At 42.2% G+C, this 13,297-nt stretch carries 7 protein-coding genes; 2 read left to right on the forward strand and 5 right to left on the reverse strand.

The features are described from left to right. The first annotated feature begins 40 nt into the window (after nucleotides 1-40). Entirely contained in the window at nucleotides 41-565 is a 525-nt protein-coding gene (locus tag IPH84_12475) for a hypothetical protein (protein ID MBK7174021.1), read from the forward strand. Nucleotides 566-687: 122 nt separating this feature from the next. Here IPH84_12475 and IPH84_12480 read toward each other — a convergent pair whose 3' ends face one another. From IPH84_12480 to ruvA, 5 genes are all read right to left on the reverse strand, one after another. Further along, nucleotides 688-1,383 (reverse strand): energy transducer TonB, encoded by a 696-nt coding sequence (locus tag IPH84_12480; GenBank protein ID MBK7174022.1) that lies wholly within the window; start codon nucleotides 1,381-1,383, stop codon nucleotides 688-690. Between the two features lie 85 nt (nucleotides 1,384-1,468). Next, nucleotides 1,469-1,852, reverse strand: a complete 384-nt coding sequence (gene vanZ, locus IPH84_12485) for a VanZ family protein (protein ID MBK7174023.1) — start codon at nucleotides 1,850-1,852, stop codon at nucleotides 1,469-1,471. A 16-nt stretch (nucleotides 1,853-1,868) separates the two neighbouring features. Continuing rightward, nucleotides 1,869-2,249, reverse strand: coding sequence for a glycine cleavage system protein GcvH (gene gcvH, locus IPH84_12490; GenBank protein ID MBK7174024.1), 381 nt, complete (start codon nucleotides 2,247-2,249; stop codon nucleotides 1,869-1,871). 248 nt (nucleotides 2,250-2,497) lie between these two features. Further along, nucleotides 2,498-9,793, reverse strand: coding sequence for a cell surface protein SprA (gene sprA / locus IPH84_12495; GenBank protein MBK7174025.1), 7,296 nt, complete (start codon nucleotides 9,791-9,793; stop codon nucleotides 2,498-2,500). Nucleotides 9,794-9,901: 108 nt separating this feature from the next. Further along, nucleotides 9,902-10,486 (reverse strand): Holliday junction branch migration protein RuvA, encoded by a 585-nt coding sequence (ruvA, locus tag IPH84_12500; protein MBK7174026.1) that lies wholly within the window; start codon nucleotides 10,484-10,486, stop codon nucleotides 9,902-9,904. Nucleotides 10,487-10,685: 199 nt separating this feature from the next. Here ruvA and IPH84_12505 point away from each other — a divergent pair, with 199 nt between their 5' ends. After that, nucleotides 10,686-12,962: an NADP-dependent malic enzyme gene (locus tag IPH84_12505; protein MBK7174027.1), complete on the forward strand. Its 2,277-nt coding sequence runs from the start codon at nucleotides 10,686-10,688 to the stop codon at nucleotides 12,960-12,962. Nucleotides 12,963-13,297: the final 335 nt, after the last annotated feature.

The raw sequence follows: 13,297 nt of genomic DNA on the forward strand, positions 1-13,297 counted from the left end.
AGAAATCGAAAACAAAAGACTTACTATGTATTCTCTCATTATGAAAAAATCTCTCTTAATTATTTGCTTACTCATGATTGTAATCTGTGCAGCAATGTCCCAGGATCAGTTGAAGAAATATGATATAGGTGATTCAGGCTGTTCTGCTTATTTTTATAATAATCCCGGACAAGCGGAGGTAAGCTTCTCACCTGATTCTTCAAAAGTCTACACACTTGAAAGCCTGGATGAATCAGGCAACACATATAGCATCATTGTGGTGGACCTTGCTATTGACCTTCCCGGGGAGGAAGTGGAAAATATACTGATCTCCTATCTCGATTACCTGAAAGAACAATTTGGAGTCCTTTCATCTGCAGGATATGGCAAAGGTCACAAGCTCGATACTCATGCCAGTGCAAAGGGGATCAATGATTTCTGGAGCAGCCAGGAAGATGATATTTCTGTAAAAGCTTGGGGAGATCCGGGCTATCTTGCTGTTATGATGGTATTTTCTGCAAAAGGCACAGATGTATTTTCGAAAAGCCAGGTGTTTTTCAATGGGTTTCGATTCCCTGGAGATTGATCAACTTCCCGAAATAAAAATGAAACAGGAGTAATAAATTTTAGCGGAAACCCACGAATTCATTCAAAAAAATTAGCCCATCTGAAATTCAGATGGGCTAATTCAATATTATAGATTATTTATTACCCTGCTAGGGTGAATTTAATAGGCATATTGAACTGAACGCGTACGGGTTTTCCACGTTGTTTTCCTGCATTCCATGAAGGCATAGCCTGTATAACGCGAATGGCTTCTTCATCACAACCTCCGCCTATTCCACGAAGTACCCTGACATCAGTAACACTTCCATTTCTTTCAACAACGAAAGTAACATAAACAGTTCCCTGGATACCACTTTCCTTTGCCATTTGGGGATACTTGATATTATCCATCAAAAACTTAATACGGGATTCATCGCCCCCTGGATAAGCGGGTGCATCTTCAACGACCGTAAAAATCTCAGCTTCTGATACTTCTTCTTCGGCTGCCTGCGTAGCAACAACAGGCGCTTTATACTCTTCCATAGCTGTATTATCATCAGCTTCAGCATCGATACTCAGATCATCATCAACAATAGCATCATTTTCAACGATATTGATGACTGTGGTAGAAACAGGTGGTGCTGGTGGAGGAGGTTGGTTCTGCTGCTGGGTAATTTGAATCATCTCTTCAGGAGTCTCGGCATTTTTACCTCCACTCATATCCTGAAATTCCTGTTTATCGTAGCTTTTATATTCAAAAGCCACTAAAGTGATGGCTAATGCAATGATTAATCCAAGCTGGAAAAAGAAACCTTTCTTGCTTTCAAGGTCTGCTTTTTCTGATTTTTTTAGTTCCATAATGTAATTTATTATGAATGAGATGATTGTGTTTTTCGATATGGAGGGTACTAAGATACGAAAAAAATTTATTTATTATTCCGAATTATTGAAAAAACCCTTTGCAAAAGCGGAATGTAAATAAACCAGCCACACTGCCAAGTGAATCAACCAGGAAATCACCCAGGCTGCCTGTTCTGTTAATGAAGACGCCCCACTGAAGGATTTCAGTTAACCCGCCAAGGCAAAGTGCTGTAATCAGGGATATGGATATAATTCTGCTTCTACTCCAATTGTTTTCTTTACTAAAGCTCCTCATCAAAAGAAAAGCAAAACCTGAAAAAATGAAGAAGTGCACAATTATATCCGGTGCAACCAGGAATTCAGGAATCCTGGGTATATCCTGCCCCGGTATCCCGGTAAGGACAAGGATACCGATTCCCCACGCGATGGCGGCTCCATAGCGTTTCACCAGCTTCGGAAGCACCATCCTTTCCAGGAGTTAATTATGCTTCTACCAGTTTCTGATAATCAGCCGCTGAAAGCAGCTCCTTGATTTCATTAACATCCTGGATTTTTACCTTAACGATCCAGCCTTCACCATATGGATCTTTATTGATCAATTCAGGATTATCTGACAGGTTCTCATTGTATTCAAGAATCTCACAGGCAACAGGAGCAAACATATCAGAGACCGTTTTTACTGCTTCTATCGTTCCAAAAGCTTCGCCGGTAGCAACAGCTTCGCCGATGGTATTCACCTCAATGAATACAACATCCCCTAACTGATGCTGTGCAAAATCGGTCACTCCTACAGTGCCTTCATCTCCGTTTAAGGCAAGCCATTCGTGTTCTTTGGTGTAATAAAGATTTTCAGGAATATTCATGGTAACAGTTTTTAATAAAGGGTCAAAATTACAGATTCGGGGAATATTTCAGACTATTTCCGGCAAGTTAGAATAATTCTGAATAAGTAACGGCTTTTAAAAGTTCAGACCATTCACTTTGGAGCCAACCTATTGATATTTATCGTGTTATATTTCTGATTTAAAGAAATTCTTATAATGACACTCGATGTATACAAAGAAGTATCAAGAAATTTCCTGATGAAGAATTATTATTCTGTAAACTACCTTTACTGCGCGAGGGTAAACCTCATGGAAACACCGGCATTGGTCGTGGATGTAGGTATCTGCGTAGATACATGGGGTTTGCTGATAGTCTGCTCATAGAAAAGCCTGATATTCAGCTTTGGACCCACCATATAATCGGCTGAGGTATTGATTGAGATCTGCCTGGTTCCGGTTGAAACCTGGTTGTCTCTTTGCTCAATTCGGCGTAATACGGTCTTATTATCACGGATGGAAACATCAGCCTTAACATTTAAATCGCTCTTCAGAGGAGTTTTCTTTCCTGTGCCCAGGGATCTCACTGTAAATTTCACATTTTTAAACCGATAACCCAGTCCTGTTACAAATTCATTGCTGCGCATCTCTGTGAGCTGGTTATTGACAAAGCTCAGTGAGAGGTTTCGGGTTTTCTTATATTCAATCCTGGCCATGAAACTGTTTTTCATGGTTGCATCAATTCCGAGGAACGGACCAAACTGTTCAGTAATCGTGATAACATCCATCCTGTTGGAAGGGATGAAATTCCTTGCATCATCCAGTGCTGAAGCAAATCCGTCGGTCTCGCGGTATTCAATGTCACTCAGGAATCCTCCTACCGAATAATTTGAACGATAGGCATGAGAAATATTGAAGGACTGGAAATAGTTCCGGAGCACTTTGATTCCCTGGCTCGCATTGTAAGTGATACGCCAGTTAGGCATCGGGATTGTCAGGAAGGGGGTAAGTTTCATTTTACTCGGATCACGGCCTGCATAGGCAGCCAGGAATGCACCCATGAGCACCTGCGGCTGTGTGGAACCATATCCACTCGGGAAACCCAGTGAATCATACCCGATGGAATTGGGATTATCCGCTGCCAGACGGTCGGCAATGGTTTTACGGTAATCAAGCATCTGCTCAAATACAGGACTCACATCTTCATCGTTATCCTTACTAAAAGCGGTAGGCCACATCAGGTACGACATACTGAAGGTTCCTCTTTCCTGTGCAGAAGTTGAACCAAAAGTACCCTCACTGTTTGCCTTGTAATACTCCTGGTAGGTGCGGGAAAAACTGCGGTCGGCATTCACCTCAACTTTCAGATTCCTGGCCGGCTCCAGGTTAGCCCTGAAGGTGAGCGAATTGGTATGCCTTACTATATATGGATTATTCAAAAGAGTATCTGCACTTAACCAACCATTGCTACTGGCCATATTTCTGATATCCTTCTGACTTCCCATGATAAATCCGAGACCAGGTGCATTTGCTTTCCAGTCATTCCCCAATACACTTACCTCTGGTGTGAAACCGGGGAGTAAAATGCCATTGGTTTCATTATAGGTAATGTTCGCATCCTTCAGCGACATCATAACTCCAAGGAACTGGGTTCCTATGATTTTTAGATAGTCTTTCTTTGGTTTTGCGTCTGCTGAATCAGCAGGCAATAAATCACCTTCTGCAGGGGCATCGTCTTTCTTTGCATTTTTGCCTTTCTCTTCTTCTGCACCCTTTCCTTTACCCGGCATTGCAGGGCCTTTTGGTGTCTGGCCCTGAGCCTGGAGAGCAGAACTTGCTTTTTTGAGGAAGCCGACTTTATTATACAGGGTTGTTAGCCTGATCCCTCCATTCACCTGGATGTTGTTGGAGTTCTCAATGGTATTCCCGAATTTGGCCTGTAACGACCTGGGAGATGCTTCCCAACGATACATAATGCCGTACTTAACAGAAGCATTCATCCAGTTCAACATCTTGATCTTACTGAATGGAAGCATATAGTTCACATTCGCAATCTGGTTGAACCGACTGAGTGAACCGAATCCCAGGATGGAAGTCTTTACTGTATCCCTGTAAGCTTCATAATTTGTATTTCCCTTTTCAAACCCTCCGGGGGGCTCATAGATATATGATATTACATTGGCTGAATAATCGAGCTTCAGTGATTGGGAAATATCATACTTGAGGTCATAAACACGCGTCCAGTCCCACTTTTTGGTATAGCTGGGCACAAGAATGATCAATGCATTGCTCTTATTCCTCACCAACCTTCTTTGGTATTCCCTCAGCATATCCGACCGGAAAGATAATAACCTGGGCAAATAGTAGAAGTTAAAATCACTCAGCAACTGAAGATTTTTGCTCTTAATGATCTTTTGGAATGGTTTTACATTTTTGGGGTTGGTTGAAAAGTTATAACCTAATCCACCCCTGTATACTTTCTTTTTATCTGATTCAATATCGATGTTATGCCTTTTGATCTCAGCATAAGCATATGAAAGGTCAAAATTCTCCACATCCCAGAGTTGTGGCTTTCCTTTAGCACCTAGCCGGTCTTTCCTGACATTCATGAAATTCAGATTCTGCCTCTCTGTAACATCAAGGGTCTTTTCACGAAGAGAATCTTTCTGAGAACCTGACATATCTTTCACCTGTTCTTTGTAATCAATATCAGGATCCAAAGGATTATACTGCGGATTACTAACCGTTTGGGAATAGTCGTAGTGCATCGGAATCCTGATCCCTGCCTTTTCAGGAAGGAATTTTCCCAGTTCCAGGTTGGTGGCAAAATCGATCTGGCGAATGGCTTCTTTCTGACGCTCATTTACCTTTTTCTCAATGCTTCCAAATCCAGGAGTACTATAAGCTCCTGAAAGTACCATATTACCAAGGTCGGCAAGATTGGTGGCAAAACGTGCAGTAGCAGCCCATCCTGATTTTTCATTGAAGTCGGTAAGGCGAAGTTCATTTACCCAGACTTCAGCACATTTGGGCTGACCATCGTCTTCATTTCCTAAAGATGGGTTACGCCTCGGATTGCGGATACCTACCATAAATGCCCGGATATCACTTAAACTTGGCAAACCAACAATGGTGATCTTATTCTGTCCGTCGCGCACAACATAAGGTGTGGTGATACTGATAGTCGACCCGGCTCTATCCATAGCCTCATTTCTAACCTTCTTTGCATTGATCAGCTTGGCCAGTTCAATATCCATTTCATTGGTGGAAGGCCAGATAGTTCTATCGTCACTGGCGGTTGTACCCCATGGAGTGAATTCCAACGGGATCTCATATTCGTAATAATTGGAAGTAAAATCGGAACCAATCCTGACAAAAACAGTCAGATCACCGTGTTTTAATTCCTGTCCTTCAATGCTTTTTTCAGCATGGAGATACATGCGTAAATGCTTGTAATCCCTGAAATCAAAATCTGTTGTCTTGAAAGCTCCGCGGGCATCACCGTCCATCAGGTCACAAGTCTTGAGAACCATAGCCTGCTCATTCAACTGCTGATAATTGGTGGTAGCAACATTGATTTCTCTTTCGATGCCCGGTGGCAATACATAGGGAATGGGAACGCGGGCACCATTTTCTTCGACTGAAACTGTTGAGATATCAAAAGTCGTGGCATCCTGGTTGGGATCAGGAATATATTCACCCGGTGCAAGTAAGCTGTTATAGTATTTTCTCCATTCACCCCTTTCAAGTTCGAGGGAGGCGAAGCGACATACGATCGGTTTGTTGAAATTCTTCAGGAAAACACGGATAAAACGGATAGATTTGAAATCCTGGATATTCCCCACCACCCTGTCAGGTTGCTGAAGTGGAATTTTAAACTGGTACCAGCGGGCATTAATAGATCCGCCATTTTCAAGTTTTAAGCCTGATGCCTGGGTTGAAGCCGGGGTGGCATGATACATGTCAGTGATATAGTTTTCACCTACTACCATAGCCTCTGGCCTCAACTGAACCACATACTGGAAGTAGCGTTCCTGGTCGCTTAATGTATTATCCCGATTAATATCCTCCACATTCGGAGCCCGGGTAGCAATGGTTTCACCACTACCAACAGGCGAATTTCCTTCTACGCCGTTATAGTTTTTATAACGCTGAACAACACTGCTATAGAGCGGATCTTCATCATAATCGCCGCCAAGAAAATGATGATAGTTATCTGCTGCAGGGTCGAGGGTATCTTTGATATAAGCTTCTGATCCCGGGCCATACTTGTTCAGGATTTTCTGCAGGAAATTAAAGCCATTAAATGTAAATCCCTGTTCATCTCTACTTGATAATCCATCATATCCAACATCCTGGAATGGACGAGATTCATCTTTTGTATCGAAGGATTCAGTAATTGCCTGCATAGTGGGCACCCTGCCCCAGATAGTCGTATCAACATTCTTCACATCAGGGCTGGTAGGCAATCCATTTTCAAAGGATTTTCTGCCATCACGAAGGATATCTTCCGAAATATCCCCAAGGTTAAAGTACAATTCTCCCCCGGCATTTAATGAGTCCTCGCTAAAAGGATCCATCAACCAGAAGGTGATATACTCCACATTGGCGGCTTCAAAGTCAGAGGTCTGAACTTTACTCATGATCCCTCCCCAGCGCGAAGCGGGTTCTTTCAGCAATCCTTTATCATCAATACCGGCTGAATACCCTGTCCCTTCCACATCAAAATTATAAGGACCACGTTCTTCAGGGAAGAAGGCAAGGTTAAACATTGGGATATTCAACGCCTGGTTATTGGGGGTCTGGGAATTAGGGAACAATTCGGTTTGGTAAATTACCCTCACAGAGTTCTTCGAAAGTTCTTCCCTGGTTATATTTTTAGGTCTGCGTGTGCCTCCCCTGTCATAAAAGACGGTGGCATCGATATTATACCAGGCCAGTTTCCCGCGGTTGAAACCATAAGCCAGTCCTGTACCCGGTGCGGCTTCAGGAAACATACTGCTGGTGTACTGCCCCTGGGGAGTACTTGCCAGGAACCATGCCCCGATGGTATTCAAAGAAATAGTCGATTTAGCTCCTTCAAAGTCATCAATATAGGATGTTCCGGCTTTCCCAACAGCTTTCGAGTGGCCAGGAATAAACTGGGCAAATTCCCCGTCGAATTTGATCTTTGAAACGGTCTTTGTACTATAGAAAGGAAGCTTGTCAATCATCTTGGTGATGAATCCGGATTCTTTCTGATAGTTAACACTCATTCCCCATATGGTGTTGGAAATGGGTTCATCTCCATAATTGGTCTTTTGAGTAATCGGCCTTTCATAAAGGTTCATAATTGTACCACCCAGCAACAGGTCTTTGCTAACCTTATAATCCACATGGGTTCCCATTAATGTCTGGCTATAGACATTAAACATTGAATTATTCTCTAAGGAGATATTGATCGGTGTCCCTGAGTTGAGTATCCCTTCGTTGATAATCTTCACCCTGCCTAAGGTATAATCCACGGTATAATCCTGGTTCTCAACAAGCGGAACCCCTCCGGCTGTAACCTTTACGGAACCCTGTGGAACATTCAGTGCATTTAAAGAAATTTCCGAACCTGATTCTGATTTATATTGTCCTTCAATAACGAATTTATTCTTTTCAGGGAACTGCTGAGCCCCCGTCTTTGTCATCGTATATAAAGAATCGTAACAATACTTATCAGCTAACGCTTTGTTATTCAGCTTATTCCTTAGGTAACTGCCAAAAGGTTCAAGTACAGGGAAGAATATCCTTCCATTTGAGGACTGAATAGTTCCTCCATTCCTGGCTGCATTGTCGAGGAAGTCAAAAATACCGTCATGAGGAGGATTCAACTGGGGATCCAGGTTATCAAATCCCATCAGTTGGATAAGGGGAGTCCCTTTCACTCCATCCGGGCCTTCTGTAAAATACCCCGTTGGCACTGCATTACTGTTTCCTGAATAGAGAATATTGAGAATGAAATCTTCTTTATTTACATTGTATGCCTGGATGCTGTAAACATTCTTCATCATCAGGTTCCACATTGGGATATGCGTATTCACTGCGGTACTTTTCAACAGCTTAACCATAAGACTTTTTGTGGTTCCAACCCCTCCATCACTGAATTCACCCACCTGGAAATAAGTGCTATCGCTTCCAATAACTGTATATTGATAGGCAACAGCCAAGGTCTGGTCAGAATTCAGGGTTGTATTCAGTGAAATGAACCCAAGCCTGCTATTGAAGGAATATTCAGTAGCATTCAGTTTACGGGCGCTTTCAATTTTTTCAAAATCAACTCCGGGTACAAACCCTTTGTTGAGTGTAAGATATTCCGTGACAGTATTGATATCCCTGATCTGGCTGGTATCCATCTGGATGATCAGGTCATTGGCTTCATTGTTGGGATATGGGAGGGTGGTAGTGGGGAGAACATTACTATTATAGGTATTGATTTCTCCCAAATCCTGGAAGGCCACAATATTGCGGTTTTCAGTAACGGCAGCACCTATATTGGTCACCCAGACTTCAAGCTTGGTTATATTGATATTTGATGTAACAACTGGTAATGTTGATAAGGCCTGGTCATAATGGTCACGAAAATACTGCCCCACGAAAAAGTGCCTGTTTTCTTCATAGTCGAGGGTGCGGACAGAGAATTTAGAAGTCTGAGCACCCCCCTGGACTGAAATATTCTCAGTCTGGCTTTGTTGTTGTGAGAAAACACTGGTTACGGTAGCTTTCCCAAACTGAAGCTGGGTCTTTATCCCGAATAAGCTTTGACTGCCGGTAATGAGGGTACTGTTTAAGGGCAGGTTGACATTCCCTGCTTCCACCAGTTTGATAATCTCATCTTCTTTACCTTCATACTTCAACTTCAATTTATTCTCGAAATCGAAGGTAGCTTCAGTATTGAAATTGGTATTAAATTCAATTTTATCACCAATTTTAGCGAGAACGCTCATCTGAATTTTTTCCTGGAAATCAAAGTTGGTGGTGCGACGAAGGCGTTGGTCGATAGCTGGGTCGTCCCTGCGATTGGAAAGGATCCCAAATGTTAATTCAGCACTTCCCTGTGGCCTGATATCAATGGTATTCCCACCAAAGACACGATCAAATAATTGTCCTCCCAACCGAATCTGGGGAATAATACCTTGCCTTGCCGGACCACTCGATGATTTAGACTTTTCAATCCAATATTTATCGACTGATTGTTTAAGGTCCCAGTTTTTATACTCATCAAAGGAAAGTGAAGCCGGGAGTTTGTAATCCATTTCCCCTATCTTCCGGGTAAAGGTGTATTCTTTTGAGGTCGGGTCGTAGATCACATCCTCCTTGACATTGGAGGGATTTTTAAGATATAGTCCGCTCTGGTTTGATCTTTCGTAAGGATTGGATTCATCCTCAAATGGGAATCGTAAGGTAGTATCGTCGTTATCCGTTGAATCAGGTGGCATGGTAAGCCGACCTTCCATCCGTGGACCCGAAGAAAGTCCAAGGGTCAACTGAAGCCCCCAACCTAAGGTAAGGATTACAATGATTGTGGAAAACCTGAATATATTTTTGATGTAACTCTTCAAGTCGGGCTTTTAATTATGCGGTTTAATGTGGCGAACCTGATAGATTAATGATTCAAAGTAGCCAGAGGTTATTGTCGAATTAAAAAAAAACTTCCCTGCCTCCTATTTTCAGAGGATTTTCAGGGCTCCTTTCACCAAATGCTCGACTGTAATACCGGTTCCATCGGCTTTTACAACCTGGTCGATAGCTTTTTCAGCCATAGCTTTATTAAAGCCAAGCATCACCAATGCAGATAACGCCTCCTGCCTGTTGGTATTGTGTGGACTGCCTAAAATTTCCCTTATCGGGGAATCTTTCTGCATCTTATCTTTCAAATCAATAATAATCCTTAAGGCCGATTTTCCTCCAATCCCTTTAATGGATTGAAGAAGTTTAACTTTTTCGTTGACGATGGCATCAGCCACTTCATCCGGGCTTAAGGCAGAAAGAATCAACCTGGCTGTATTAGGCCCTATTCCTGAAACCGATATAAGGTGCTGAAAAACAGTGCGTTCCTGTACATCTGCGAAGCCATAAAGAACCATTGCGTCTTCCCGGACTACCAAATGGGTGTACAAACGGCCACTCTCCTTCCCAACCATTTTGGAGTAAGTATTTAATGATATATTGACCAGATAGCCAATACCCTGGCAGTCGATAACTGCACCTGCAGGATTCAGTTCGGCAATTTTTCCTTCAATAAAGGCGTACATCAGGCAGACTAATGAAATTAAACGGCAATTGGATGCCGCTGCAAAAATAACATTTTCTTTCAACCTCTTTATTCAGACTCATTTCAAATTGATTAAGGAGTGAAAAAACCATTTGAATCTGCCTCAAAAAGCAATACTTTTTATGTTCCTTTGTTCAACATTTTCTGATACTGCAACCTATTGTTAAACAAATAGATACATGAATACTTTATTAAGAAAGAATGCCTTAAGTTATCATGCTGAAGGCCGACCGGGAAAAATTGAGGTGATCCCTACAAAGCCTCATTCAACACAACGTGATCTTTCATTGGCTTATAGCCCGGGCGTCGCGGAACCTTGTCTTGAAATCCAGGCTAATCCATCAGATGTTTATAAATACACAGCTAAAGGAAACCTTGTTGCTGTAATTTCAAATGGTACGGCTGTCCTGGGATTAGGTGATATTGGTGCTGAAGCCGGAAAACCTGTAATGGAAGGAAAAGGCTTACTTTTCAAGATTTACGCTGATATAGATGTATTTGATATTGAAATCAATGAGAAGAATGTTGATAAGATCGTAGAAACCGTAAAAGCCATATCCTGCACTTTTGGGGGTATTAATCTTGAAGATATTAAGGCTCCGGAATGTTTTGAAATTGAAGAGCGGCTAAAGGCAGAGTTGGATATTCCTTTGATGCATGATGATCAGCACGGTACAGCCATTATCACATCTGCCGGGCTTTTAAATGCCTTAATCATCACCGGCAAAAAGATAGAAGACATAAAAATTGTAGTAAACGGAGCAGGGGCCTCTGCAATTTCATGCACCAAGCTATATGTAAAGCTGGGAGCAAGAAAACAGAATATCATTATGCTCGACAGCAAAGGCCCATTGAACCACAAAAGGACCGACCTGAATAAATATAAAATGGAGTTTGTCACCGATCGGGATGTGAATACCCTGGAAGAAGCCCTCATCGGGGCAGATATGTTCCTCGGCCTTTCAACAGCAGGTGTACTGAAACCTGAATATCTCCTCAAGATGGCTGACCATCCCATTATTTTTGCCTGTGCAAACCCGGTTCCTGAGATTTCATATGAACTGGCAATGGCTACCCGCGATGACCTGATCATGGGAACCGGTCGTTCCGATTTCCCAAACCAGGTAAATAATGTACTGGGATTCCCCTATATTTTCAGGGGAGCCTTAGATGTAAGAGCTAAAGGGATCAACGATGAAATGAAACTGGCCGCTGCTTATGCCCTTGCCGAGTTGGCCAAGCTACCTGTACCGGAAGAGGTGAATATTGCCTACAATGTCAGGAACCTTAAATTTGGGAAAGATTATATCATACCTAAACCCTGTGATCCACGACTAATTATGCATGTGGCACCAGCTGTTGCTAAAGCAGCCATGGATTCAGGAATTGCAAGGAAACCCATCGAAGACTGGAATGCTTACCAGGAAGAACTTGGAAAACGCCTGGGACTGGTGAATCCATTGATTCAGCAGATAAAAGGTAAAGCCAAAAGAGATCCCAAGCGACTGGTATTTGCTGAAGCTGAAAACTATAAAGTATTGAAAGCGGCAGAAATTGTAATGGAAGAAGGAATTGCTCATCCAATCCTGTTGGGGGATAAAAACCTGATCCTTTCAATGATCAAGCAATTTGAACTGGAACTGCCGGGTGTGGAAATTATTGATCCTTCAGCCGAAGACCAGGCAGAAAGAAGGCAACTTTTTGCCACTCAGTATTATGAAAAAAGAAAGCGCAGAGGAGTAAATATGCAGCTTTCCCTCGATTATATGACCCACAGGAATTATTTTGCCCCTTCGATGGTGGAAAACGGACTTGCAGATGCCATGATCTCGGGTTTGACGACCAGTTATCCTCAAACCATCCGCCCTGCTTTGCGCATCATCGGTAAAAAGAAGAATACCAAGGTGATTTCCGGGATGTATATCATGCTTACTAAGAAAGGCCCTTTCTTTTTCGCAGACACTACCGTCAATATGAATCCTTCGGTTGAAACATTGATGGAGATAACCCTCCAGACTGCAGAAGCCGTTCGGCAATTCAATATTGAGCCCAGGATTGCCATACTCTCCTACTCCAATTTCGGATCAGTGGAAGGAAATATTCCTTTGAAAGTAAGGGAAACAGTCGCCAATCTGCATGCACAACACCCTGATCTTATTGTGGATGGAGATATGCAGGCCAATTTTGCGATTAATACCGAAATGCTGAAGGAACATTTCCCATTCAGTAAACTTGCAGAAGGTGGTCCTGCTAATACTTTGATCTTCCCATACCTCACTGCAGGTAACATTGCTTATAAACTGATGCAGGAACTGGGTGGCGCAGAAGCAATCGGGCCGGTATTGATGGGACTGGATAAATCTATTCATGTACTTCAGATGGGATCATCAGTAAATGAAATCGTTAATATGGCTGCAATTGCAGTAATTGATGCCCAGGCACATGAACAAGCCTGATGATAAAGCATGAACACTATATTGTAGGAATCAATTTTTAAAAAAGTCAAAATCCCCGGAGAAATTCAGTCTCCGGGGATTTTTATTTGTGGTAAAATCTGAGAGTAAAATCCCTGGAAAACATATTCAACCTTTTTTTATCTAAATATATGTCAATTTGTAAATATTTTATACTTTCGTACTCAGGCTAACGTTTTAAATCAACTGATGAGTCTGTTTACAAGGATCAGTATGGTTACACCGGGCGCATTTAAATATCTTCCATACAAAATACATTGAAGAATTAATGGGAATTAAAAATCATTAGCCATTACCTTTGTTTTGCCATTTGAATG

The sequence above is a fragment of the Bacteroidales bacterium genome (assembly GCA_016707785.1).
GTDB lineage: Bacteria > Bacteroidota > Bacteroidia > Bacteroidales > UBA4417 > UBA4417.

Bases quoted from the DNA above. Each gene is read 5' to 3' on its own strand.
- IPH84_12505 (MBK7174027.1), top strand. From the start codon at position 10,686: ATGAATACTTTATTAAGAAAGAATGCCTTAAGTTATCATGCTGAAGGC.
- gcvH (MBK7174024.1), bottom strand. From the start codon at position 2,249: ATGAATATTCCTGAAAATCTTTATTACACCAAAGAACACGAATGGCTT.
- ruvA (MBK7174026.1), bottom strand. From the start codon at position 10,486: ATGTACGCCTTTATTGAAGGAAAAATTGCCGAACTGAATCCTGCAGGT.
- IPH84_12475 (MBK7174021.1), top strand. From the start codon at position 41: ATGAAAAAATCTCTCTTAATTATTTGCTTACTCATGATTGTAATCTGT.
- vanZ (MBK7174023.1), bottom strand. From the start codon at position 1,852: ATGGTGCTTCCGAAGCTGGTGAAACGCTATGGAGCCGCCATCGCGTGG.
- IPH84_12480 (MBK7174022.1), bottom strand. From the start codon at position 1,383: ATGGAACTAAAAAAATCAGAAAAAGCAGACCTTGAAAGCAAGAAAGGT.